Below are 25,077 nucleotides of genomic sequence, written 5' to 3'. Positions count from 1 at the left end.
TAATTAAATACCAATGTTTACACCAACTAAGAATGTTCTGGACTGTGGATAGATACCACGGTCAACGCCAATTTCCAGTACACTGTTTGATTGCCCTTGCAGGAATCTTGCAGAACCAATCTCCGGATCAAACCCGTCGTCGTAGCGTGTCCAGGTAAACAGGTTGGCAGCACTTACATACACTCTCAGGCGGTCGATCTTTGCTTTGCTGGAGAAAGCTGTTGGTACGTTATAGCCCAGCTGCAAATTCTTCAATCGGATGTAAGATCCATCTCTTATCCATCTGTCAGAGTCTGGCCTCAGGTTATTGTTCGGATCACCGGCAATCAGTCTTGGGAACTCTGCATCCGGGTTTTCCGGAGTAAAGGTATTGTTGATCAGCACAGAGAACTTGTTACCTGGGTCAGCAGAGTAACCATACAGGCTGATGGCGCTCCAGATGTCATTCCCAAAGCTGCTGTTGAACAGGAAGTTCAGGTCGAAGTTCTTATAGGTAAACTCACCAGTAAAGCCTGCGGTAAAGTCAGGTAGCGGGTTACCGATAAAGGTTCTGTCGTCACCGGTGATTTGGCCATCGCCATTGCGGTCTACGAAGATAATGTCACCTAACTCAGCGTCAGGCTGTATTGGCTGCACCTCGTTTAACTGCTCCTGCGTTCTGATAATGCCTGCAGTCTCAAAGCCAAAGAACTGTGCGATTGGCAGGCCCTCCTGCGTACGGCTGTTACCTTCAGTCAGCACCAGCCCGCCTAGGTCCAGCACCTCGTTATCAATGGTGGTAAAGTTCAGGTTAAAGCTGTAACCGAACTCGTGGTCCATGTTACGATAGCCCAAAGCTAACTCCCAACCTCTGTTGCGGATGCTACCGGCGTTCGTGAAAGCGGCGCCAGGACCAGTACTCGACGGAATTGGCAGCTGCAGCAACAGGTCTTCAGTCGTCTTAATGAAATAATCCGCAGAGAAGGTGATCTTGTTAGACAGGAAACCTGCCTCTAAACCAAAGTTAGTCTGCACTGTTGTTTCCCAACGGATGTCGGGATTCACCTGAACAGCCTGGTAGAAGCCGGGCACCTGAATCTGGGTCTCTCCCAAGGCATAACGACCATCTCCGACAATCACACCATAGGTAGGGTAGTTACTGAAGATATTCTGGTTACCTGTCTCACCCCAGCTGGCGCGCAGTTTCAGGTTGCTTACGAAATCAACATTGTCTCTAAAGAAGCCTTCTTCAGATAGTCTCCAGCCTACTGATGCAGAAGGGAAAACACCGTAGCGGTTATTCGCGAACTTAGAAGAACCGTCTCTTCTGACAGACGCTGTCAACAGGTACTTATCCGCATAGCTATAGTTCACTCTTGCCAACTGTGAGAAAATGGCTGATTCATTGGCTCCACCACTCACGAAGAAATCTTTGGTCGCCTGGTTCAGGAACTGGATCTCATCGTTCTTCAGGAAGCCACCGCCTCTGGCAAAGTTGTTCTCATAGCGGTTCTCCTGTGCCTCGATACCGGCCAGCACTGAGACCTCATGCAGCCCGAAAGTCTTTTCGTAGTTTAAGAGGTTACTCCACTGCCACCCGGTGAATGTACTATTGTTTACACTCAACGAGTTAGCATTGTTTATCCTGTTACCGATGGCATAAGCCGGATCGAAGTTCTTGTTTCGGAAGTAGTTGAAGTCTAGGTTAAAGTTAGAACGGAAAACCAGGTCTTCCACGATCTCCACCTCACCGTAAACGGAGCCCAGCACACGGTAATTTCTGTCTGTGTTATAGGACTCAAGCGCTAACCATACCGGGTTTTCTGATTCACCCTCAAAGTTACTGGTAGGACCGGCAAAAGAACCATCGGGGTTACGAACAGGCACTGTTGGCAGCTGGCGGATACCGCGCGAGAGCACGCCTGTGTTCAAGTCAGTGTTGTTTGGGATAAGCGACTCATCTGTGGTACTCAGCAACAAGGTGTTACCAATCTTTACACGCTCTCCGATTTTATGGTCTGTGTTGATACGGAAGGTATAGCGCTCAAAATCACTTCCGATCACAATACCGTCTTGCTGAAAATAGCCAGCAGACACATAGAACGTGGAGTTATCGCTACCGCCAGACCAGGATAACTGGTAATTCGAAATAGGGGCTGTTCTGAATAATTCTTCTTGGTAGTCTGTGCCCTCTCCTAAAGCCTCTGGGTTTGCCCAGGCTGGATTGGTCGGAATATTTGCTGCTTGTCTGGCTAAGTTGTCTAACGCTGCGTATTCAGCAGCATTGGTCATATCCAATTGTCTCCAGGGAGTTTGCCAGCCTCTGTAACCAGAGAAGTTAATCTCAGGGCTCCCCGCCTTTCCTTTTTTGGTTGTTACCACAACCACCCCGTTCGCTGCTCTGGATCCGTATATGGCAGTGGCAGAAGCGTCTTTTAAGATCTCAATCGTGGCAATGTCATTACTGTTCAAGTAGTTGATGTTACCCTCTACCTGCACCCCGTCCACTACGTAAAGCGGGTTGTTGTTACCGATAGTACCAGCACCCCTGATGCGTATGCTGGATCCTGCACCTGGTGAGCCAGAGTTAGCCGTTACCTGCACGCCTGGTACCTGCCCCTGCAGCTGTTGGGCAACAGTCGGCGTTGGTACCCTTTCCATGGCTTCCCCGGTTACAGAGGATATAGCACCAGTCACGTCAGCACGCTCCTGAGTACCATACCCCACCACCACAACTTCCTCCAGCGCTTTTGTATCCACTGCCAGCGACACGTTCACAGTTGAACGGTTGTTGATTGGCACTTCCTGGGTTTTGTAGCCAATAAAGGAAACAACAAGGGTTCCGTTACCACTTGGCACGTTCAGGGTAAAGTTACCGTTCATGTCTGTGGCAGTACCGGTGGTAGTTCCTTTCACAACGACGGTAGCTCCCGGCACCCCTGCTCCATCCGGGCCAACAACCCTTCCTCTTACCTCCGTACCCTGCTTCACAAGCAGGCCAGCCCTATTACCATCATAAGATGCATCTAAATTACCTGCAAGGGCCTCTGCCCCCATAGGGCCCTGCGACAAGCACGCAGCAGCTAAGAGAAGAGCGAGCACCTTTTTTTGAGGTACACTCTTCGAATGGGTGTTCTTGGGGATTGCCCAAGTGTTCAGGTATCTCTTTTTCATACTGTGTTGTTTTGAGATTATAAAGACATCGGATTTCTACAGACCATATCAATTAAGACATCTGCCAGTACACGGTAAGACAAGCCTTTACATGCACTGCAAAATGAATGATATTACCAGGAAGCTAGAATAGGCAAGGAGGCGTATAAGTGCTACATAAGCATAGTGATTAGTTACTCAAACATATATTCAAACCCAAATCTATAATAAAAATCAATAGTGTCTACTTTTTGGTGATATTTTTTTAACCAAATTGAACTAAACAAGCCCCCGTTATACAATAAATAAAGCAACAACTATCTAAAGCCAGCCACATTCGAAGTATAAACACTGTAAATCAATGTTATAACAACTCTATATATAACAGATGTTATGATACACTAAAAGGACAGCCTATATTTAATTATAAACTTTTAAATAGTTCAGTATTTAAGATAAGCATGACAAGGGAGTCCTAAACACCGTAAAAACAAAATACTTTATGGTATTAATAAAAATATGAGCACTCACTTAACTTTATTTTATAGATAAGCCAATAAAACGATAGAATGGCATATGTGGTTGTCGAATATGCTATATAAAAGCAACCCCCTTCCACAAGGCTTTTTTAAAAGCGAAACTCTCAGAATCAACTTGGCACGCCAAAGCCTAAGGGCAGCACTAAGGCGAGGATATTTTTAAAAAACTTTGGCTTAATCAACATGACTTACTCTATATTTTTACTAAAGTGGTTTGATTTTACTAAAATAATATTCAATTTAAGTCCGTAGATTGTACTTCAGCGGAACGAAATGGTATCCTTACTAACAGAGAACAGCTTTATTGAGACGCTCAACAACGTCGAAAGAAAAAAGCACCTCCAGAAAATAAAGATTATAAAGCACCTTTATGTAAAAGGGGCAAAAACCAATACAGACATTTGCAACCGCTTTCATATCAGTTCGCCAACCTCTACGGCTTTGCTAAATGAATTGATGGCAGAAGGACTGGTAGAGAAACAGGGACGAGGCAAGTCGGTGGGAGGACGAAAGCCAGACTTATATGGACTAAAAGACAACTCCCTGTTTGTGCTGAGTATCGACATGGACCGCTTTAAGACCAGGATGGCGATCTTTGACAACAACAACAATAACATTGCAGGCACGCAAACTTTTTCTTTTAAGATATCCAAAGACTTAAGCGCTGTTGAGCAGCTTTACCAGTACGCGACCAACTTAATCCTGTCTTCCGGAATCAATACAAACAAGCTAATGGGTATAGGCATCAGTATGCCCGGCTTGGTATCGCCCAATGTGGGCAGCAACTATACCTACTTACTAACACCTCCGAACTCTGACACCCTGCAGCAAGTGTTGGAGAAGAAGTTTAACAAGCCTGTGTACATCCAAAACGACGTAAAGAGCGCCACTCTGGCGGAGTTCCGGTTCGGCCTTGCCCAGAACAAGAAAAACGTACTGGTCATTTCCATGGATTGGGGCATTGGCCTCGGTGTTATTGTGGACGGCAAGCTCCGCAGCGGATCTTCCGGCTTTGCAGGAGAGCTGGGGCACATACCTTTGTTAGAAAATGGGGCATTGTGCCATTGCGGCAAGCGAGGCTGCCTGGAAACAGTTGCTTCGGGCATTGCGATGGCACGCATGGCCAAAGAGGGCATCAAGTCCGGGCAAAGTTCCCTTTTGAACAGGTTGTCGGACCAGGAGATAGAACAGATAGAGCCCCAGGTAGTAATTGACGCCGCGAACCAGGGCGACCAGTACGCCATCAGCATCCTTGCCGAAACAGGGATGCACCTGGGCAAGGGAATCGCGATCCTGATACAGCTCTTTAACCCCGAACTAGTCATACTGGGCGGCAAAATTGCCGAAGCCAAACAATACATCACCGTACCGATACAACAAGCTATCAACACCTACTGCATGCCACAGCTCAGGGAAACGACGAACATCGCCCTCTCTGGCCTTGGCAAGGATGCAGGTATTTTAGGTTCGGTAGCCACTGTTATGGAAAACATTTTCGAAAGCCAGATTGAACTGGCCAAATAACAAGACCACAGCCACAGCTCTGCCACCTGGCACTTCCCTTTCCGGGGAACGACAGAAAAGAACAGCTTACATACACCAAACAGAAACTAAGAAACACATACGTTAACAAAAATGGCCCGATTAAACCTTCTTGAAGAAACACGCTTCGAAAAGCTTCCCGTAACCGTGTACCCCGATGAGCAAACAGCCTCTGTCAGGGTTGCCCGCCGCATTGCAGATCTTATCCTCGCCAAACAGAAGAAAGGGGAGCAAGCTGTGTTGGGACTGGCTACAGGCGCCACCCCTGTGGGTGTGTATGCTGAACTGGTGCGCCTGCACCGTGAGGAAGGACTGAGCTTCCGGAACGTGATCACCTTTAACCTGGATGAGTACTACCCGATGCAGCCCGACGCAGCCCAGAGCTATGTGACGTTCATGAATGAGAACCTGTTCGACCATGTGGATATACCTCGGGAGAACGTGCACATTCCGGATGGCACGCTGGAACGGGATGAGATAGCAGCTTACTGCCTGAACTACGAGCACATGATCGAGGAGCTAAACGGCCTTGATTTACAAATCCTGGGCATTGGCCGTACGGGTCACATCGGCTTTAACGAACCGGGCTCCGCACCTAACTCCGGCACCCGCTTGGTGACGCTTGATGACCTGACCAGAAGGGATGCCTCCCGCGACTTTGGCGGTAAGGAGAACGTGCCAACCAAGGCCATCACCATGGGGATCGGCACCATCTTTAAGGCCCGTGAGATCATCCTCATGGCCTGGAGCAGAAAGAAAGCACCAATCATTAAAAAAGCAGTCGAGGGAGAGATTTCGTCTGAGGTGCCGGCTACCTACCTGCAACTTTCCGACAACGTGGAGTTCGTGCTGGACGAGGACGCCGCCTCTGAACTAACCCGCTTCGATACGCCATGGCTCGTGAAGGACTGCGTGTGGGATGAGCAGCTAACGAAGAAGGCTGTGATCTGGCTCTCAGAAACAGTGAAGAAGCCAATCCTGAAACTAACGGAGGAGGATTACAACAACCACGGCATGGCTCAACTGGCCACGGAGCGAGGCCCGGCTTACAACATCAATATCGATATCTTCAATCAACTACAGCGCACCATCACGGGCTGGCCAGGCGGTAAGCCCCAAGCTGATGACAAGCAGCGTCCAGAGCGGGCAGAACCGGCCAAGAAGCGAGTAGTAATCTTTTCGCCTCACCCCGATGATGACGTGATCTCCATGGGCGGTACCTTTATCCGCCTGGTAGACCAGGGGCACGAGGTACACGTGGCCTACCAGACATCGGGCAATACTGCTGTGTGGGACGATGATGTGCTCCGCTACATGGAGTTTGCCATTGACTTCGACAGAAGCATAGGGGAAGACAGCGGCAAATTAAAAGACCTTTACGAGGACATGCGCCAGTTCTTCAGCACCAAGCAGCCGAACCAGCCGGACACCCAGGAGATTCGGAACGTGAAAGGCTTTATCCGCAAAAGCGAGGCCTTTGCGGCAGCCCGTTTCGCAGGCCTGCCAGACAAGCGCATACACTTTATGGCCCTGCCCTTCTACGAGGAAGGCAAGCTGCGCAAAAACCCTGTAACAGACGAAGACATTGAGTTGACCATGGCACTGCTGCGTGAAGTGAAGCCACACCAGATCTTCGCTGCCGGTGATTTTGCCGACCCACATGGCACGCACATCGTCTGCTTTAGAATTATATTGGAGGCACTGCGCCGCCTGCGCGAAACTGAGGACTGGATAGAGGACTGCTGGCTGTGGATGTACCGCGGTGCCTGGCACGAGTTCGACACGCATGAGATCGAAATGGCCGTGCCACTTTCGCCACAGGAAGTGGAGCGCAAACGCTTTGCTATCTTTAAGCACCAGTCGCAAAAGGACCGCCCTGTGTTCCCCGGTGATGATGCACGGGAGTTCTGGGTGCGGGCAGAGGAGCGCAATCGTGAGACTGCCCGACACTACGACCAGCTGGGCCTGGCAGACTATGAGGCAATGGAGGCCTTTGTCCGGTTCCGTTACTAGGGAAGCTCCTACCCGGGCTGCTCAGTTAACCTGTGCAGCCCGCTACTTAGACAAACGAGTTGGAGTGAACATGACAATGCGAACTCCTTTAACATACAACAATGGAAGAACAAAAGATAATCGGTATTGACATTGGTGCCACCAAGATCCACATGGGCGTAGTCCGGGGGAGCTCTATTGTAGCCGAAGTAAAGATACCCACAGAAGCACAGGCGCCCGAGGAGCAAATTATTGCGAACATCAAAGGCGGCATAGCACAACTAATGGATGAGCAGGTAGCCGGGATCGGGATCGGCGTCCCGGGCCTGGTAGATGAGGCTGCGGGCAAAGTATACGATATCACGAATATCCCGGCCTGGCAGGAAGTGCCCCTCAAAGAGAACCTGCAGGACTACTTTAATGTACCCGTGTACCTCACCAACGATGCCAACACGTTTGTGCTGGGCGAGAAAGTGTTTGGGAAAGCACAGGCTTACCAAAATGTAGTGGGCTTAACACTTGGGACAGGCCTTGGCGCTGGCATTATCATCAATGGCGACCTCTATAGTGGCTCGTTCTCCAGTGCAGGCGAGATAGGAAGCATCCCTTACCTGAACCAGGTGGTGGAGGATTATTGCGGTGGCAAGTTTTTCCTCCAGCAATACGGCGTAGAGGGCAATGAACTAAAAAAGAGAGCAAAGCAAGGTGACACAAAGGCCCTCGAAGCTTACGAGCAGTATGGCTATCACTTGGGGAACGCCATCAACCTCGTCTTGCACCTGCTTTCACCAGAGGCCATATTCTTAGGAGGCTCTATCAGCAAGTCTTTTCCGCTTTTTAAGGAAGCCATGCTAAAACAAGTGCAGGCCTTCCCTTTTAAAAGGATCCGGGACAAACTGGTAATCGAGCCTTCGGCCATGGATAATGTTGCCATTCTGGGAGCCGTGGCGCTCTTCCAGATGAGACACAAGCACAGTTATCCGGCTAACCTGGCCCTGCCTTAGCCTAAAAAGCACTGTTCAAAACAAGCGACATTGCTACCTTGATTAAACCAAAACAATTAGCTTTAAGAAATCAATATCTAACCGGCATTACCCAATGGCACAAAACTCATTAACAAAAGAGGAAAAGCAAACGCCTGCCTCACAGCATGAGGGCAGCGTACGCTCCATGCTCATCATCGGAACCCTGTTTTTCATATTTGGCTTTATCACCTGGCTTAACTCAGTTCTGATCCCTTACCTTAGAATAGCCTGCGAGCTCAACAACTTTGAGTCATACCTGGTGGCTTTTGCCTTTTATGTTGCCTACCTCGTGATGGCCATCCCTTCTGCCTGGGTTTTGAAGGCGACTGGCTTTAAGCGGGGGATGTCTGTCGGGCTCGGCGTTATTGCCGTAGGGGCGCTGGTGTTTATTCCGGCCGCTATGACCCGGACTTACTCCTTTTTCCTGATCGGCCTGTTTATACAGGGTACTGGTTTGGCAATACTCCAAACAGCCGTTAACCCTTATGTCACCATTCTGGGCCCCCGCGAAAGTGCTGCCAAGCGCATCAGCATCATGGGTATCTGCAACAAAGTGGCAGGTGCTCTTGCTCCGCTGATCATGGGAGCCATCATTTTAGAGAATGCAGATGAACTGGAAAAGAGCCTCGCCGGCATGAGTGCCGCACAGCAGGCCTTAGAGCTGGATAACTTAGCTTCAGAAGTAATTACGCCTTATCTCATTATGGCAGGTGTGCTGGTAGTACTGGCTGTTCTGGTTTCTTTCTCTGCTTTACCAGAAGTGGACACAGACCAGGAAGACGAAACTGTTGCCTCTGCCAACTCGAACAAGAAGAGCGTCTTTCAGTTCCCGCACCTGTTGCTTGGTGCCTTTACACTTTTCCTCTATGTAGGTGTGGAGGTAATGGCCGGTGATACCGTTATCAGTTATGGTGCCGCACAAGGTATTGCGCTCTCAGAGGCAAAGGTCTTCACAACTTACACCATGGTTGCCATGCTCATAGGTTACGTTATCGGTATTTTCGCGATCCCTAAATACATCTCCCAATCCAAGGCCCTACAGGTGTCTGCGGTGCTGGGGGTGGTCTTTGCCTTGGTGGCACTCTTTACCGATGGCTATGTCTCGGTGCTGTTCATCTCGTTGCTGGGCCTGGCAAACGCCCTGATGTGGCCTGCTATCTGGCCACTGGCTATTGCTGACTTGGGGCGCTTCACCAAGATTGGGTCTTCTCTCCTGATCATGGGTATTGCCGGTGGCGCCGTGCTGCCGCTGGTTTACGGCTGGCTGGCCGACACCATTGACCCGCACCAGGCGTACTGGATCATGGTGCCTTGCTACCTGTTCATTTTATACTTCGCTGTTTACGGTCACAAGATCAGGACTAGAGCGCAAGTATCCGGCGACCTTCCTTTGTAGTTAATCTTCCCCTAAACACAGAATAGTATGAAACGACTCTTGTTCTTACTAGTGCTTGTAGCCCAAATGGCAACAGCACAGGACATCTCTATTATTCCGAAGCCTGCCAGTGTTCAGGTTAAGCCAGGTAACTTTACCCTCTCCCAGAGCACCACGATCGTGGCCAAGGATAAAGAAGACCGGAAGGCTGCTGACTTCCTGAATGCTTACCTGCAGGAAGTGTATGGCTTTACGCTCCCTATCGAAAAAAAAGAGCCCAAAAATTACATCAGGTTACAAACGCGCAAGCCGTCCGGCACAAACGCCAAGGATGCCTATGCCCTGGATGTTACGAAGGATGGCGTGACCATAGCAGGTGATACCTATGCCGGCACTTTCCATGGTCTGCAGTCACTGATTCAGTTATTGCCTGTGGAGAAAAGCAGGGCCTTGTCGATCCCGGCAGTGGCCATACAGGACGTTCCCCGCTTTAACTACCGGGGCATGCACCTGGATGTAGGCCGCCACATGTTTCCGATATCCTTTATTAAAAAGTATATCGACTACCTGGCTCTACACAAGATGAATTACTTCCACTGGCACTTAACAGAAGACCAGGGCTGGCGAATCGAGATCAAGAAGTACCCCGAGCTTACGAAAGTTGGTGCCTTCCGGGATGGAACCATCATTGGCCGCTATCCCGGAACCGGCAACGACAACAAGCGCTACGGAGGCTTCTACACGCAGGAAGAGGCCAAAGAGATTGTAAAGTATGCGGCAGACAGGCACATTACAGTGATTCCTGAAATCGAAATGCCAGGCCATTCCAGTGCGGCGCTTACCGCTTACTCCTGGTTAGGTTGCCCCGGTACGGGTCCTTACAAAGTAGAGCAGACCTGGGGGGTGTTTGATGACGTGTACTGCGCCGGCAAAGACTCTACCTTCACCTTCCTGCAGGATGTGTTGGACGAGGTAATGGCCATTTTCCCCTCGAAGTACATCCACATTGGTGGTGACGAAAGCCCAAAAGCAAACTGGAAGGCCTGCTCTCTGTGTCAGAAAAGGATAAAGGACGAGGGCCTGCACGACGAGCATGAACTACAGAGCTACTTTATCCAGCGCATGGAGAAGTACATCAACAGCAAAGGCCGCACGATCATTGGCTGGGATGAGATATTGGAAGGTGGCCTGGCCCCGAATGCCATCGTGATGAGCTGGCGTGGAGAAGCGGGTGGCATTGCCGCCGCGCAGCAGAACCACTACGTGATCATGACACCCGGTAGCCACGTTTACTTCGACCATTCCCAAAGCCAACGCGAGGACTCCGTGACAATTGGGGGGTTCACAACTGTGGAAAAAGCCTATAGCTATGAGCCGGTTCCTAAGGAGCTTACTGCCGAACAGAGCAAGTACATCTTGGGTGCACAAGCAAACGTGTGGACAGAGTATATGAAGACCCCGGCTAAAGTAGAGTATCAGATCTTTCCGCGGATGAGTGCCCTGAGTGAGGTGCTGTGGACAGCGCCTGAGAAGAAAAACTGGAACGACTTTGAGAAAAGATTGCTGACGCAGTTTAAGCGTTACGACCTGTGGGGAGCCAGGTACAGCAACGCTTATTATGATATTTATGCCAAGCTCTTACCTGCAGCAAACTACGAAGGCATTACCGTGCAACTTGACGGAAAGAAAGATTTAGGCAAACTGGTGTACGCGATTAAGGGGGTTCAGCCTGAACAGGAGTACAACGCTCCGCTGCTGATAAAGGAGACGGCCAAAGTGATGGGCATGTACTACAAGGACAACAAGCTTATTGACTCCCTGACCATTAACCTCAACTTCAATAAAGCAACCGGCAAAGCCATTACTTTAAGCCAGCTCCCGTCTGATTACTATCCGGGAAATGGTGCCTTCACGCTGATTGACGGCATCATTAATGAGAAAGGAAGCCGGAACCAGGAATCAATCGGGTACTCCGGCAGCGATGTAGAGGCCACCATAGACCTGGGGGCAGCACAGCCCATCAACAACGTCGTAGTGCATGCGCTCCAAGCCGGAGGCAGCTACATTTACCCACCGAAAGCAGTGGAGGTATATGGCTCTGTGGATGGTAAAACGTTTGTGCCGCTGGGCAGCACGTATGCAGTAACGCAGCTAACCGGACCAAAGGCTATCGTAAAAGTAGCGTTTGAACCCGCTACAACCCGCTTTGTGAAAGTGGCCGTGCGGAACACACAAACTGTTCCGGAAGGAAAGCAGGGTGCTGGTGAAAAAGCCTGGTTATTCTTAGATGAGATTGAGGTGAACTAGGCGCAAGCATTTTTAAAGCATTACCCCAAACAGAAAGGCCGCTTATAGCAAGCGGCCTTTCTGTTTGGCTACGCCTTGTTTTCATCTTAAGCTGGGAGGGTATAAAAATGGGCACAGGAAGCCCGGAAAGAAAAGTGTTCCTCTTCTTCTATACCTGCCTGTTATCCTTGTCTGTACTTGGCTTTGATCAGGTTGATCATTTTACCGAAGTGCTCCTTGTCCTCGTTCAGCAGGTAGTGCCTCCACAAACCTTCGATGATGAGCATCAGTACCTCTGTCTCCAACTCAGGTTCCTTGTAGCCCAACCTTTTAAAAGCACCAACCAGGGTCTGCATCACCGACTGCGAGTAGCGGGCGTGGTGACGCTGGGAAATCTCCTCATCCACCAGGCGGAACTGCATGCGCCAGAAGTTCTTTTCCTCTTCCACCAACTTGAAGGGCATATCCAGCACGTTCATGATCAGCTTCTCCGGATCATCCTCCGACACCAGGCCTTTGCTCTTATCCGTGATGCGCCGATACCCCGCCTTCACTACTGCCTCTAGCAGGTTCTCCTTGTTGATATAGTGCTTAAAAATCAGCCCCTCCGACACGCCGGCCTCCCGGGCAATCAGGCTGGTGGGAGTGGCGTCATAGCCCTTCTCGGCAAACAGGTCCAGGGCTGTATCCAGTATAATTTCTTTTTTTGTCTTGACCATTTTCAAAAATGAGTTATCTCTTGCCCTTTCTTGCAACAAGCCAGCTTTAAACATCTGACCAGGAAAGTGCGGTTTACTGTTACAATTTGCAAAAGTAAAACGATAAAATGTATTAAGAAAGCAATGAGGGCAAGAACCTTTGTTGCAACAAGAAAGGAAGCAAAACCTTTGCCATAAAAGTGGAAAACGCCACAGCATTTGTACGGTCTTTACTTAACTCCGCGTTGTACTTCTTGCAGGAAAGGCCTGGTCGTAAACAGAGGCATGCTACTAAACCACTGCTTCTTCTATAGGTGAAAGCCTTGCAAGGCCATCCTGTAGCGCCTCTAGTGCTTCATGCGCAACACCGTGTTCGTTATGGTCCTGCTGCAGCTCCTCCCAGCTGTCAAACACTTTCCATGTTTGGTCTCCTTTGCAGGCCTGCGCTTCTTCCGGGGTAAGGGTTCTCTCGAAAAAGGCACGCAGGGTCACGTCCTCCTCCCGCATGGGTACCTGCACACGCGTGCTGCCACTGTAAAGCACTACGATTATTTCGGCGTGCCTCCCGTTACTTGCCGGCAGATAGAAGTAACGAACACAGGGGAGCATTAACTTGGAGTGATGCGTAGGCATATCGTTCACAAACAGGGGTTGAAAATTATAGGGCCATAGCAACTAAAAAAAGCTGCGATACAAGTTTCAAAACCTTGTACCGCTTCTTAGTAAGAGTAGTTACATCCTTTCCCCTTTTAGGCTCTTAAGCCACTGCTTTAACAACACCAATAGCCTGGGCGGCATCATAAACTTAAGGGATAGCGCTAACAAAAGCTGCCTTAACTTTGTTATAACCTTTAAGGAAGCAGGTAGAGCCTCTCGCTTTAGCTGCTTGTATACTTTGTGATAAGGATTTGTTAACTTTACAGCACATTAAATTAAAAACAGAACAACTATGGCAATGTACCCCGAATATATGGTTGCCCCTATCCGTGAGGACCTTACCTCGGCAGGTTTTGAGCAACTGATGACTCCTGAAGAAGTAGAGAGCGCTATCAAAACTGATGGCACCGTACTTCTGGCGGTGAACTCTGTGTGTGGCTGTGCCGCCTCTAAAGCACGCCCTGCCCTTAAAATGGCTGTTGCAGCGTCTGATAAAAAACCAACGAAGCTCATCACTGTTTTTGCGGGCATGGAGCAGGATGCAGTAGCGAAAGCGCGTGAGCACATGCTGCCTTACCCCCCATCATCACCATCCATTGCCCTGTTCAAGGACGGCGAACTGGTGCATATGATCGAGCGCTACCACATCGAGGGCAATGAGCTGAACCGCATCGTGGACAACCTGAAAGGAGCCATCGAAGAGTACTGCTAAGCAGCATTATTCCTCTTAAGCAGCGAAGGCCGGTGAAATTCACCGGCCTTCGCTGTTTTTAGCTTCTACTTATTTTTAGGCAGGTATGCCTCTCAGGTCAAAACCAATATCACGGCGGTAGTAACGGTCGTCCCAGGTAATGGCCTCTGCCGCAGCATTCGCTTTGGCCAGCGCCTCATCCATCGTATCTGCCAGCGCCGTAACGGCAATTACGCGCCCTCCGTTATTGAGCAGCTTGCCATTCAGCTCTTTTGTGCCGGCATGGAACACCAATACGTCCTTCGGTACCTGCGCCAGGCCGCTTATCTCCTTGCCTTTCTCAAAGCCCTCTGGATAACCACCCGATACTAAAAACACGGTAGTGGCTGTGCGAGGGTCTATCTCCAGCTTAAATTCGCCAAGCTTGTGTTCGTGCAGGGCTCTGAACAGTTCGAACAGGTCTGACTTGATGCGCGGCAGAATTGCCTCTGTCTCCGGGTCGCCCAGGCGTACATTGTATTCAATCACGTAAGGGTCTCCGTTCACGTTCATCAGGCCGATAAAAAGGAAGCCGGTGTAGTCCATCTTCTCTTCCTGCATGCCCCGCAGGGTAGGCGCGATCACACGGTCTTTTACCTTCTGCATAAAGGCATCGTCTACAAACGGAACCGGGGAAACAGCTCCCATGCCGCCAGTGTTCAGCCCTGTGTCTCCCTCACCAATGCGTTTGTAGTCCTTGGCTTCCGGCAACAGCACGTAATCCTTGCCGTCTGTCAGGATAAACACCGATACCTCAATGCCCTGCAGGTACTCTTCAATCACGACCTTGCTGCTGGCACTGCCAAAGCGCTTGTTGCGCAGCATGTCTTCCAGTACGCTGATCGCCTCCTCGTAATCCTGTGCTATGATCACCCCTTTGCCTGCAGCCAATCCGTCGGCTTTTATTACGGCAGGATAGCTGTGGTCGCGGAGATAGCTTGCCGCCTCTTTGAAGGTGTCCTCTGTAAAGGTCTGGTAACGTGCCGTCGGAATGCCGTACTTTTGCAGGAAAGCCTTACAGTAATCCTTGCTTCCTTCCAGCATGGCACCGGCTTTTTTCGGCCCAACTACCAGGATGTGCTTCAGGTACTCCGAGCTCTGGAAATAATCATGAATGCCTTCCACCAACGAGTTCTCAGACCCTACTACAAGCATCATGATGTCGAAGTCTGTGGCAAACTTAGCCAGCTCATTGAAATTATGAATGTCTACTGCCGCCGTAGTGCCGAATTTGGCTGTCCCGGCATTACCGGGGGCTACGAACACCTTCTCGCAGTATTCGCTCTGGCTCAGTTTCCAGGCAATGGCATGTTCCCGGGCTCCGGATCCTATTATCAGTACGTTCATGGGTTGTAATTGCTGATTATAAAAGTATAGCTGTTCCTCAAAAGTATCTGCTGCGAAGTTAAAGATTTATACTTGCCCGTGCAGCACCTTCGCCCTTATACTTAAAGGAGATTTAAAACAAAAAGGACAGACCTGTTTGTAGGCCTGCCCTTTGATGTAGCGAATGCGAAGTGCCGTTTATGGCATCCCGTTTCGAGCCTTAGTTCGCATACTCAGACAGGAATTTGATGCGCATCAGGCGCAGGTCTTCTTCTGAATAGTCATCGGTACCCAACTCCTTCAGTGCCTCGCCAATGTTATCTGTGCTGGCATGCATAAAGTAGTCGTAAATCTCCTCCTGACGCTCCTGATCCAAAATACTATTAATGTAATAATTCAGGTTCAGCTTTGTACCGGAGTAACAAATGTGCTCGATTTCCTCAATCAGTTCCTGTATCGTCAGGTCTTTAGAGGCAGCGATCTCCTCCAGGTCTACCTTTTTATCGATCTGCTGAATGATATAGATTTTGATCTTCGACTTGTTGACCGTGGACTTCACCACCACGTCAGCGGCCGTTACGATGTCGTTCTCCTCTACGTACTTGCTGATCAGATCCAGGAAGGGCTTGCCGAACTTGTGCACTTTGCCCATGCCCACGCCGGCAATGTGTGCCAGTTCGTCTCTTGTGGTTGGGTAAACAGTAGCCATCTCTTTCAGGGATGGATCCTGGAACAGCACGTACGGTGGCAGTTCTTTTTCCTTGGCCAGTTTCTTACGCAAGTTTTTCAGCAGGTCAAACAGTACCTCGTCGTGCCCGGCCGATGCCTGTGTTTCTTCTTTTTCCTCGTCCTCTTTCACTTCCTGCTCGTAGTTATGGTCCTTTGTTAACTGTACGGAGTATGGTTTCTGAATAAAGTCAAGGCCCTTCTGAGTCAGCTTAATCACCCCGAAGCTCTCGATGTCCTTCTCCAGGAACTCAGACAGCAGGATCTGCCGCAACACAGAACTCCAGAACTGAGCATCCTGCTCTTTGCCGGCGCCAAATACCTCCAGCTTATCGTGGTCGTAGCTGGTTACGTACTGGTTACGCAGCCCAGTTAGCACGGCAGTGATATGGTCGATACCGAAACGCTGCCCTGTTTGTTCTACGGCTTTAAGCGCCAACTGTATTTCTTTCTCGGCCTCAAATTTTTCTTTCGGGTGCAAGCAGTTATCGCAGAAGCCGCAGTCTTTTTCGTACGCCTCTCCAAAGTAGTGCAACAGCTGCTTTCTGCGGCACACCGCTGAGTCGGCGTAAGCGGCCATCTCCTGCAGCAAGAGCTTGGAATTATCTCGCTCTGTTACCGGCTTGTCTTTGTTAAATTTCTCCAGCTTCACGATGTCATCGTAGCTGTAGAACATGATGCAGTTTCCTTCCAACCCGTCGCGTCCGGCACGGCCCGTTTCCTGGTAGTAGCCCTCGATTGACTTTGGTGTATCGTAATGGATCACAAAGCGCACGTCTGGCTTGTCGATGCCCATGCCAAAGGCAATGGTCGCTACAATTACGTCCGCCTCCTCGTTCAGGAAAGCGTCCTGGTTGGCCATGCGCACGTTCGCGTCCAGCCCGGCATGGTAAGGCAGCGCCTTCACGTCATTTACACGAAGCAGTTCTGCGATCTCCTCCACCTTCTTACGGCTCAGGCAGTACACGATCCCGCTCTTGCCTTTGTGCTTTTTCACATACTGGATCAGCTGCTTTTTGGTGTGGTGCTTCGGGCGCACCTCATAGTACAGGTTGGTGCGGTTAAAAGACGATTTAAAAACAGAGGCATCGTCCATTTGCAGGTTACGCTGTATGTCGAGCTGTACCTTTGGTGTAGCCGTAGCCGTAAGGGCGATAATCGGCAGGTGACCGATCTGATCGATAATGCCGCGAATACGGCGGTACTCCGGCCGGAAATCGTGCCCCCACTCCGATATACAGTGCGCCTCGTCAATGGCCACAAAAGAGAGGTTAGAGTTACGCAAGAACTCAATATTGTCTTCTTTCGTCAGCGACTCCGGCGCCACATACAACAACTTCACTTCCCCTGCCAGGGTCTCCTTTTTTACTCTGTTGGTTTCAGCCTTGGATAAGGTGGAATTCAGGAAATGAGCATTAACGCCAAAGGCATTCAGCTGGTCTACCTGGTTCTTCATGAGGGCGATCAGCGGGGAAATAACAATGGCGGTACCTGGTAAAGAAAGAGCAGGAAGTTGGTAACACAACGACTTGCCCGCGCCTGTTGGCATAATCACGAAGGTGTTCTTGCCATTGATAATATTGTTTATTATCAACTCTTGATTTCCCCTAAATTGATTATACCCAAAAACTTCTTTTAATTTGTTCTTGAGATTTATCTCTTGTTTAACTGACATGTAATCCTGCAAAAAATAAAAGGTTGCAACGTACTCCTAAAGAGTACACTAACACAAATTTAATTTGAATATCGCTAATAATATAACCCAAACAGCAAAAAAAGTCTTAGAAGCAGAGGCCCAGGCAATCGCCAGATTAGCGAATTTTATCGACGAAAGTTTTGAAGCGTGCGTTAAAACTATCCTGCAGATCAAAGGCCGTGTTGTGGTAACCGGGATCGGGAAAAGCGCCAACATCGCCCAGAAGATCGTAGCTACCCTTAACTCTACCGGCACCCCGGCCTTGTTTATGCACGCTGCCGATGCTATTCACGGCGATCTTGGAATGATTCAATCAGATGATTTTGTGATCTGCATCTCTAAAAGCGGCAACACCCCGGAAATAAAGGTGCTGGTGCCCTTGCTAAAGCGCAAGGGCTCTAGGCTGGCAGCCATGGTCTCCAGCACAGACTCCTACCTGGCCCGTTGTGCTGATTTTATTCTGAATGCCAACATAGAGCGCGAGGCATGCCCCCACAACCTGGCCCCCACCACCAGCACTACAGCAGCTCTCGCTTTGGGCGATGCCCTAGCGGTAAGCTTGTTGGAAGCCCGCGGTTTCAGCAGTGAGGACTTTGCCTGCTTGCACCCCGGTGGCTCCCTCGGGAAGCGCATGTACCTGAAAGTGGCCGACATTTACCCGCAAAACCAGGTACCCAGGGTAACGGAGCAAGCACCATTAAAGGAGATCATTATAGAAATCTCCTCCAAACGTTTAGGGGCCACTGCCGTACTGACGGAAAACAAGAAAAATCTTATTGGTATAATCACAGACGGTGACCTGCGCCGCATGCTAAATAAGTATGACACGATTGAAGGAATCAGGGCATCGGACATCATGACGCCCTCCCCCTTAACTATCGAAGCATCGGCCTATGCTGTGGAGGCCCTGGTACTGATGCAGAATAAAAGCATAACACAACTAGTAGTAACTAAATCAGGTGAATTTGCGGGCTTTATACACCTGCATGACTTGCTAAAAGAAGGACTTGTATAAATTAAGTTATGAGAGACAATACTTATGTAGTGATCATGGCAGGTGGCATCGGAAGCCGCTTTTGGCCTTTCAGCCGCACCAACTACCCAAAGCAGTTCCACGACGTGCTGGGCATAGGGGAAACCATGCTGCAGATGACGATGAACCGTTTTAAGGACATTTGCCCCCCCGAAAACGTTTTTGTTGTCACCAACAAAGACTACAAGGAATTGGTACAGGAGCAGCTACCGGAGTTAAGCGATAACCAGATTCTGCTGGAGCCTGTAGGCCGCAACACCGCTCCGTGTGTTGCTTATGCCTCCTACAAAATAGCGCAGCTCAACCCCAACGCGAACCTTATTGTAACCCCCTCCGACCACGCTGTACTCAAGCAGGATGTGTTTACAAGTGTGATCAGAGAGGCCGTAGAAGCTGTGGCAAAAGACGATATCCTGCTTACCCTGGGCATTACCCCTAGCCGTCCGGATACAGGCTATGGCTATATCCAATACATCAACAACGAGTCCCAGAGCATCAAGAAGGTGAAGACCTTTACAGAGAAGCCTAACCTGGAGCTGGCGAAGATGTTCCTGGAGAGCGGGGAGTTTGTGTGGAACTCCGGCATCTTTATCTGGAATGTTCAGACAATCCTGCGGGCTTTTCACCAGCACTTATCTGACATTACAGAGATATTTGATGAAGGCAGTGCGGTGATGAACACCCCCGAAGAGCGCGATTTCATTACAAGAGCATATTCCCAGTTCCGTAACGTATCTATCGACTACGGAGTGATGGAGAAAGTGGACAATGTGTACGTGATGCTGACTGATATCGGCTGGTCTGACCTTGGCACCTGGAACTCACTCTATACCATTAACACGAAAGACGAGCAAGGCAACGTGGTGGACGGGGATGTGATGCTATACGACACCAAAGACTGCATTGTCAAAACACCAAAAGATCGCCTGGTGGTGATTCAGGGTCTGGAGGATTACATTGTAGCGGAGTATGACAATGTGCTGATGATCTGTAAGAAAACAGAAGAGCAGAAGGTGAAAGAATTTATGGCAGACGCGAAATCAAAAAAAGGCCCGGACTATATATAGGCAAAGGACTTTTGGACATCCTTTGTTAGCGCAAAAGAGAAGGGCCTGCTAAACTTAGCAGGCCCTTCTCTTTTGCGCTTTTATCCCTTATCCAGAAGTAGTCCTTTGTCCAATATAGTCCTTCCTAGGCCTGGCGATCACGCAGGCGCTGGCGCATGGCTTCGTACAGGATGATACCTGTCGCTACAGAAACGTTTAAAGAACCGATTTGCCCCATAAGCGGAATGCGCAATTTTACATCAGCCCGCTTCAGGTATTCCGGTGAAATACCATCCTCCTCGCTTCCCATGATAATAGCGGTCGGCCCTGCCATGTCTACCGGTTGGTCCGTTAGCATTTGCTCGGTTTTCTCGGTACAGGCCACTATGTTAAAGCCATAGTCTTTCAGGTAATCCAGGGTTTCCTTCAGGTTTGGCTCGCGGCACACAGGTACCAGGTGCAAAGCTCCTGCAGAGGTTTTCACCGCGTCTGCGTTGATCTGCGCACCGCCACGGCTGGGGATCACGATGGCATCCACTCCCATACACTCCGCATTACGGGCTATGGAACCAAAGTTTCGCACATCTGTCACCCGATCCAGAACGAGTACCAAAGGGCTCTTGCCCTGTTCAAACAGGGATGTCACGATTTCAGAGAGTGGCTGATAGGTAATAGGAGAGATAAAAGCTACCGCCCCCTGGTGGTTCTTACGCGTGAGCCTGTCTAGCTTCTCTGCCGGCACCGTTACCACAGGCACCTCAAAGCGCTTGGCCTGAGCAACGATCTCATCCGTAGTAGGATTGCGGGCGCCTCGTAGCAGAAAGATCTTCTCCAGCTCTTTACCAGCTGAGAACGCCTCCAGGATAGGACGCGAACCGAAGATCATCTCGCTTTTCTCTTCTTTGGGTACTCTGTGGCCACCATAGCGGTTGCCTACATGTTTATTTTGCCTGCTCTCCATTTTGCTACTGAGCTGTACCAGCTATCCTCATAATCGCGGCGCCGTACCAGCTCATAATGATTTTCGGTAAAGGTATTCTCTTTTTTTGTAAAAACGAACTTGGTGTAGGGTGCCGTCTCCCTGTTCCGGTAAATCCAGGTGATGTTAGAACCTACCTGGCTTACGTTTGTCGGCTCCCCGTAAATAATGTAAATCATTCCTCTGTCAGTCGCCCAACCCGCTTTATGCGAGGAAAACAGTTTGTTTGCCATCTCCACACGGCTATAGAACTTGCGGATCAGGTCGCGGGCAACATTCTTGTCACCACCTGTCGCTATCCAGAACTTATCCACGGCGGCCTTCGTGTCCGCCTCTCTCAGCAGCGCCTCCCGCTCCTCGGAGGTAGTGAGGTATATTAGCGGCTGCAGCATCTCCTCCGTCTTTGTTATCTGGGGGTAATGATTGGGAAGTACCAACAGGCCTCTCGTGAAAGCAGTGTTTGGCTCGAACAGGTAAAGCCCCTGCTCTTCAAAACGAATGGTATCGCCAGGGTAAAAGGACTTTGTATCGATAGCCGACAAAGTACGCGGCACCTCTCCTTTCTCTACTGCCATAGGAGGCAAGGCAGGTCCGAAGTCTGCCGCAAAACGCTGCACGTTCACCGGGTCTGTGCCTCCTCCAAAGCTCTTTACAACCAACTTATCAGCTGTAGTCACATAGTTCTGAAAGAGAGGTTTACCCGTTTTCGCATGTTCCAGCAAATAGTTTTTGCGCAGCATTTGCTGTGTCAGCGGCAGTTTGAACTTAACGCCCATCCGCTCCTGCCCCGACAGCACATTCCAGAGAATCAACTGCAGCACATTGGGCTCCTGCACCACGCTTCCGGGCAGCGCCATTCGTACTGTTACTTCCCCTTCCACGTCTGTTATACTTCTGACCGGTAAGTCCAATGAGTCGCTAGTCACGACCGTGCTTTGTGCTCCTACGCCGTTTCTGACAGTATACTCGTACGAACTGGCTGCCTGCAATACGTCCAGCACCTCGCGTACATCCTCGAAGCGTAAGATCAGAAACAGGCTGTCGTTCTTGCCATAGAAGGCATGCTGCATGATAATATTGGGTGTTTCTTGTTCTACCTGCACAGGAGCCAGACTCGGAGGCCTGTAACCTCCCCCACAAGCAGTAAACAGAACCAACATCAAAAACCACAAGTATACACGCTTCATGCAAATCAGAAATTAGAGCCTAAGGAAAAAAAGCCGAACCTATTCTCTTGGTCCGGCTTTTTTTACTGCGAATCCAGCTTTTTTGTTTAGCGGCGCATGCGCTGCAGGTACTGCATGAACTGCTGCTGTAGCTGCGCAGCTCTTTCTTCCATACCCAGTTCCTCTGCCGCACCTATCAACTGCTGCAGAATCACCATGTTCGTCTGGATCTCCATGTCATACAGGGCGCCCTTTGCAAAGAAATAATCCAGAGACTGAATGGCATCCTGCGCCATGGCATTCAACAATGCTTCGGCCTCTTCCATCTCGCCCAACTCTGCTAAGATGGGGATGAACTGCGGCGTATAGTAGTCATAAGGAACCGTCTCAGCCGGTAGTTTCTCGAACACGAAGTCTACGATTTCCTTTGCCCGGGCCTTATTCCCGTCCGCCAGGTAAGCGGCAGCCAGGCGGGCATATTTATCCCGCAGGTTGGCCGCAAAGCGGTAGTAGTTCTCGTCGTAGAAGATGTCCGGGTTATTAAAGTTTCGCAACTCGAACTCCTTCATCATGTTCTCATACATCACTTCTTTATTCACGAAGCCCTGTTCACCCTCAGGAGACTTTACAGGCACCACACGGTAAGCCAGGCCTTCCAGTTGGAAGTAGTCTGACAGGCCGATAAAGTCTGCACTGTTTACAGTTGTAGAGAAATAGATCGGGCGCTCCCAGTTATTCGTAGCGAGCAAGTCCAGCATCACCAGGTGTTTTTTCTCCAGTAGCGACTTGTTGATTGTCCAGGACATGCGGTCTACGATCTCGTCTTCCTTGTCTTCTGCCACGAAGTCCAGTGCCTTTATGCGCTCCTTGTCAACGTTCAGGAAGAAGTTCTTCGTCGGCATGGTCAGCAGCGTGGTTCCAGCACCGTACTGTACCTGCAGGGCCGGATGGTTCTCCCGTACAAGTTTTACATACTGCTCCAGGTCAATACCTGCGGCCACTTGTGGTCGCTCTACGTAAGGCAGGTAATCGTTCGTGCCCTGGCGGTAGTTCGGGTTCTCCAGCGACAGCGGCCACGGATCTGACTCATAAGACTGGCGCTTCATCTGGTCGATGTACCAATCCGTGTTCAGGTAGCTCAGTACCGCCACACGCACGTCGGTACGGTAGCCTTCCACCTCCTGCACATACCAGAGCGGGAAGGTGTCGTTATCGCCGTTCGTGAACAAAATGCCGTTAGGCGCCACAGAATCGAGCAGGTTGCGGGCAGAGTCTACTGAATGGTAACGGTCCGAGCGGTCGTGGTCGTCCCACCCTTCGGCCGCCATGATACCAGGAGCCGCCAAACAAACAAGCGTAGCCACAGCAGCGCGCGCTGTTTTATTATTCAACACTTTCTCTAAAAGAGCCGCAACACCCAGCACACCCAAGCCTATCCAGATGCTGAAGGCATAGAAAGACCCCGCGAAGGTATAGTCCCGCTCGCGTGGCTCTACTGGTGGCTGGTTCAGGTACAAGGCAATGGCAATACCAGTAAAGAAGAACAACAGACCTACCACAAAGGCATCGCGCTCATCTTTGCGTGCTTGGTAAATCAATCCGATGATACCGATCAACAGCGGGATCATGAAGAACTGGTTACGGGCCTCGCTCTCCAGTACTCTCTCAGGGGCATCCGCATCACCACCGAACCATAAAACGCCGGAGTTCTGTATGTCGCCTTCACGGCCAACGAAGTTCCACAGGAAGTAGCGCCAGTACATGTGCCCCAACTGATAGCGGAACAGGAAACTCAGGTTCTGGCCAAAGGTTGGCGCTTGCCCCTCTCTCAGGTCCACCCACTTCTTGTACTCTTCTATATGCTGTGGCTGATCGCTGTAAATACGAGGCAGCAGGGTCTTGTCCTTGCTGTCGTACACAGGCTCAATCTTGTTGCCGGTCTTAATGTACTGGTCTTCTCCTTTTATGTAGCGGGCAGCTCCCTCTTCCTGGTCTACCGGCTGCGCGTTATACTGCGGTCCGTAAAGCAACGGACGGTCACCGTACTGCTCCCGTTTCAGGTACGAAACAAAGGTCAGGATATCGTCCGGGTCATTCTCATCGATGGTCGGGTCATAAGACGAGCGGATCGGGATCATCATATAAGAGGAATAACCGATCAGCACAAACACGAAGCTGAGCAGGGCTGTATTCAGCACCCGGTTGTTATGCTTGATAGAGTAGCGCAGGCCAAAGATAACGGCGGCTATTAACAGCACGAGGAACACGATCAGACCAGACCCGAAAGGCAGCCCCAGGCTGTTCACAAAGAAAACTTCGAAGTTACCGGCCAGGGAAGGAAGGCCAGGGATAACACCCCACAGGATTGCCACAACAATGACGGCACTTATAGCAAAGGCCAGCACCCCTCCCCAGAAAGTTGGTTTGTATAAACGGAAGTAGTAAACAAAAGCAAGCGCCGGAATCGTTACCAGGTTCAGCAAGTGCGCTCCAATGGAGAGCCCGACCAGGTAAGCAATCAGGATAAGCCACTTGTCAGAGTACGCCTCACCCGCTTTCGCCTCCCAGCGCAGGATAGCCCAGAAAACGATGGCCGTAAAGAAGGAAGACAGGGCATACACCTCCGCTTCCACCGCAGAGAACCAGGCAGAATCTGAAAAGGTATAAGCCAGTGCCCCTACCGCGCCGCTGCCCATAATCAGCAGTACGTTCCCGGTAGTAGGCAATTCGCCCTCTTTCACTAATAGCTTGCGTGCCAGTATGGTAATTGTCCAGAACAGAAACAGCACCGTGAAGGAGCTAGCCAGAGCAGAGAACAGGTTTACCCACCAGGCTACCTGGGTAGGGTCGCCTGCAAACATTGAGAACACCCGGGCAACTAACAGGTAGAAGGGTGCTCCCGGCGGGTGTGGCACCAGTAATTTATAAGAACTGGCGATAAACTCCCCGGCATCCCAGAAACTGGCTGTTGGCTCCAGCGTCAGCACATATACTGTAGTCGCAATAAGGAACACGACCCAGCCCACAATGTTATTTATCTTTCGATAATCCGTCATAGTGTTTTTTGATTCAGCCCCGAAAATAGTAAATAATGTTCAGTGGCTGCCTATACATTAGATGTTTATAATG

General features: G+C 50.2%; 16 protein-coding genes. 8 read left to right on the top strand and 8 right to left on the bottom strand.

The window, feature by feature from the left end; all coding sequences use genetic code 11:
• Positions 1-3: 3 nt before the first annotated feature.
• Positions 4-3,153: a SusC/RagA family TonB-linked outer membrane protein gene (locus tag CHB92_RS00960; protein WP_089317284.1), complete on the bottom strand. Its 3,150-nt coding sequence runs from the start codon at positions 3,151-3,153 to the stop codon at positions 4-6.
• Between the two features lie 791 nt (positions 3,154-3,944).
• Here CHB92_RS00960 and CHB92_RS00955 point away from each other — a divergent pair.
• The 5 genes from CHB92_RS00955 (at position 3,945) to CHB92_RS00935 (ending at position 11,912) form a co-directional block, all read left to right on the top strand.
• Positions 3,945-5,195: an ROK family transcriptional regulator gene (locus CHB92_RS00955; protein WP_089317283.1), complete on the top strand. Its 1,251-nt coding sequence runs from the start codon at positions 3,945-3,947 to the stop codon at positions 5,193-5,195.
• Positions 5,196-5,306: 111 nt separating this feature from the next.
• Positions 5,307-7,226 carry a glucosamine-6-phosphate deaminase gene (gene nagB / locus CHB92_RS00950; RefSeq protein ID WP_089317282.1) on the top strand — a complete coding sequence of 640 codons (1,920 nt, stop codon included), beginning with the start codon at positions 5,307-5,309 and terminating at the stop codon, positions 7,224-7,226.
• 101 nt (positions 7,227-7,327) lie between these two features.
• Complete coding sequence (locus CHB92_RS00945) at positions 7,328-8,209, top strand: ROK family protein (RefSeq protein ID WP_089317281.1); 882 nt, start codon at positions 7,328-7,330, stop codon at positions 8,207-8,209.
• Positions 8,210-8,303: 94 nt separating this feature from the next.
• A complete protein-coding gene (locus CHB92_RS00940; protein ID WP_089317280.1) occupies positions 8,304-9,626 on the top strand; it encodes a sugar MFS transporter in 1,323 nt (440 codons plus the stop codon).
• 27 nt (positions 9,627-9,653) lie between these two features.
• Positions 9,654-11,912: a glycoside hydrolase family 20 protein gene (locus CHB92_RS00935; RefSeq protein WP_089317279.1), complete on the top strand. Its 2,259-nt coding sequence runs from the start codon at positions 9,654-9,656 to the stop codon at positions 11,910-11,912.
• A 161-nt stretch (positions 11,913-12,073) separates the two neighbouring features.
• Here CHB92_RS00935 and CHB92_RS00930 read toward each other — a convergent pair whose 3' ends face one another.
• Positions 12,074-12,610 (bottom strand): TetR/AcrR family transcriptional regulator, encoded by a 537-nt coding sequence (locus CHB92_RS00930; protein ID WP_179222916.1) that lies wholly within the window; start codon positions 12,608-12,610, stop codon positions 12,074-12,076.
• Positions 12,611-12,880: 270 nt separating this feature from the next.
• Positions 12,881-13,231 carry a hypothetical protein gene (locus CHB92_RS00925; protein ID WP_144266248.1) on the bottom strand — a complete coding sequence of 117 codons (351 nt, stop codon included), beginning with the start codon at positions 13,229-13,231 and terminating at the stop codon, positions 12,881-12,883.
• A gap of 313 nt (positions 13,232-13,544) precedes the next feature.
• Between CHB92_RS00925 and CHB92_RS00920 the strand changes: the two genes are divergently transcribed.
• Positions 13,545-13,958, top strand: coding sequence for a BrxA/BrxB family bacilliredoxin (locus CHB92_RS00920; protein WP_089317483.1), 414 nt, complete (start codon positions 13,545-13,547; stop codon positions 13,956-13,958).
• Positions 13,959-14,033: 75 nt separating this feature from the next.
• Here CHB92_RS00920 and purD read toward each other — a convergent pair whose 3' ends face one another.
• Together purD and recQ are read right to left on the bottom strand one after the other, a co-directional pair.
• Positions 14,034-15,323 carry a phosphoribosylamine--glycine ligase gene (gene purD, locus CHB92_RS00915; RefSeq protein WP_089317276.1) on the bottom strand — a complete coding sequence of 430 codons (1,290 nt, stop codon included), beginning with the start codon at positions 15,321-15,323 and terminating at the stop codon, positions 14,034-14,036.
• A 199-nt stretch (positions 15,324-15,522) separates the two neighbouring features.
• Positions 15,523-17,703: a DNA helicase RecQ gene (gene recQ, locus CHB92_RS00910; RefSeq protein WP_089317275.1), complete on the bottom strand. Its 2,181-nt coding sequence runs from the start codon at positions 17,701-17,703 to the stop codon at positions 15,523-15,525.
• A gap of 64 nt (positions 17,704-17,767) precedes the next feature.
• Between recQ and CHB92_RS00905 the strand changes: the two genes are divergently transcribed.
• Positions 17,768-18,739 carry a KpsF/GutQ family sugar-phosphate isomerase gene (locus CHB92_RS00905; RefSeq protein WP_089317274.1) on the top strand — a complete coding sequence of 324 codons (972 nt, stop codon included), beginning with the start codon at positions 17,768-17,770 and terminating at the stop codon, positions 18,737-18,739.
• An 8-nt stretch (positions 18,740-18,747) separates the two neighbouring features.
• A complete protein-coding gene (locus tag CHB92_RS00900) occupies positions 18,748-19,824 on the top strand; it encodes a mannose-1-phosphate guanylyltransferase (RefSeq protein ID WP_089317273.1) in 1,077 nt (358 codons plus the stop codon).
• A gap of 124 nt (positions 19,825-19,948) precedes the next feature.
• On the opposite strand, the gene rlmB is transcribed toward CHB92_RS00900, so the two are convergent.
• From rlmB to CHB92_RS00885, 3 genes are all read right to left on the bottom strand, one after another.
• Positions 19,949-20,764, bottom strand: coding sequence for a 23S rRNA (guanosine(2251)-2'-O)-methyltransferase RlmB (gene rlmB / locus CHB92_RS00895; RefSeq protein ID WP_089317272.1), 816 nt, complete (start codon positions 20,762-20,764; stop codon positions 19,949-19,951).
• On the bottom strand, positions 20,737-21,852 hold the full coding sequence (locus tag CHB92_RS00890) for a GWxTD domain-containing protein (RefSeq protein WP_245842232.1): 1,116 nt from the start codon (positions 21,850-21,852) through the stop codon (positions 20,737-20,739). Before CHB92_RS00890 ends, rlmB begins: the two co-directional genes overlap by 28 nt.
• A 203-nt stretch (positions 21,853-22,055) precedes the next feature.
• A complete protein-coding gene (locus tag CHB92_RS00885; protein ID WP_089317271.1) occupies positions 22,056-25,004 on the bottom strand; it encodes a glycosyltransferase family 117 protein in 2,949 nt (982 codons plus the stop codon).
• Between the last annotated feature and the right edge of the window lie 73 nt (positions 25,005-25,077).

Origin of the sequence: Pontibacter ummariensis, assembly GCF_900188175.1 — a bacterium.
In the GTDB taxonomy this organism is placed as follows: domain Bacteria; phylum Bacteroidota; class Bacteroidia; order Cytophagales; family Hymenobacteraceae; genus Pontibacter; species Pontibacter ummariensis.
Note: the sequence above shows the minus strand (reverse complement) of the source record. Positions and strands in the feature narration are given on the sequence as shown.

What these genes read in the sequence shown, in the direction of transcription:
- CHB92_RS00960 (WP_089317284.1), bottom strand. Translation starts at nt 3,153, where the DNA reads ATGAAAAAGAGATACCTGAACACTTGGGCAATCCCCAAGAACACCCAT.
- CHB92_RS00955 (WP_089317283.1), top strand. Translation starts at nt 3,945, where the DNA reads ATGGTATCCTTACTAACAGAGAACAGCTTTATTGAGACGCTCAACAAC.
- nagB (WP_089317282.1), top strand. Translation starts at nt 5,307, where the DNA reads ATGGCCCGATTAAACCTTCTTGAAGAAACACGCTTCGAAAAGCTTCCC.
- CHB92_RS00945 (WP_089317281.1), top strand. Translation starts at nt 7,328, where the DNA reads ATGGAAGAACAAAAGATAATCGGTATTGACATTGGTGCCACCAAGATC.
- CHB92_RS00940 (WP_089317280.1), top strand. Translation starts at nt 8,304, where the DNA reads ATGGCACAAAACTCATTAACAAAAGAGGAAAAGCAAACGCCTGCCTCA.
- CHB92_RS00935 (WP_089317279.1), top strand. Translation starts at nt 9,654, where the DNA reads ATGAAACGACTCTTGTTCTTACTAGTGCTTGTAGCCCAAATGGCAACA.
- CHB92_RS00930 (WP_179222916.1), bottom strand. Translation starts at nt 12,610, where the DNA reads ATGGTCAAGACAAAAAAAGAAATTATACTGGATACAGCCCTGGACCTG.
- CHB92_RS00920 (WP_089317483.1), top strand. Translation starts at nt 13,545, where the DNA reads ATGTACCCCGAATATATGGTTGCCCCTATCCGTGAGGACCTTACCTCG.
- purD (WP_089317276.1), bottom strand. Translation starts at nt 15,323, where the DNA reads ATGAACGTACTGATAATAGGATCCGGAGCCCGGGAACATGCCATTGCC.
- recQ (WP_089317275.1), bottom strand. Translation starts at nt 17,703, where the DNA reads ATGTCAGTTAAACAAGAGATAAATCTCAAGAACAAATTAAAAGAAGTT.
- CHB92_RS00900 (WP_089317273.1), top strand. Translation starts at nt 18,748, where the DNA reads ATGAGAGACAATACTTATGTAGTGATCATGGCAGGTGGCATCGGAAGC.
- rlmB (WP_089317272.1), bottom strand. Translation starts at nt 20,764, where the DNA reads ATGGAGAGCAGGCAAAATAAACATGTAGGCAACCGCTATGGTGGCCAC.
- CHB92_RS00890 (WP_245842232.1), bottom strand. Translation starts at nt 21,852, where the DNA reads ATGCAGCATGCCTTCTATGGCAAGAACGACAGCCTGTTTCTGATCTTA.
- CHB92_RS00885 (WP_089317271.1), bottom strand. Translation starts at nt 25,004, where the DNA reads ATGACGGATTATCGAAAGATAAATAACATTGTGGGCTGGGTCGTGTTC.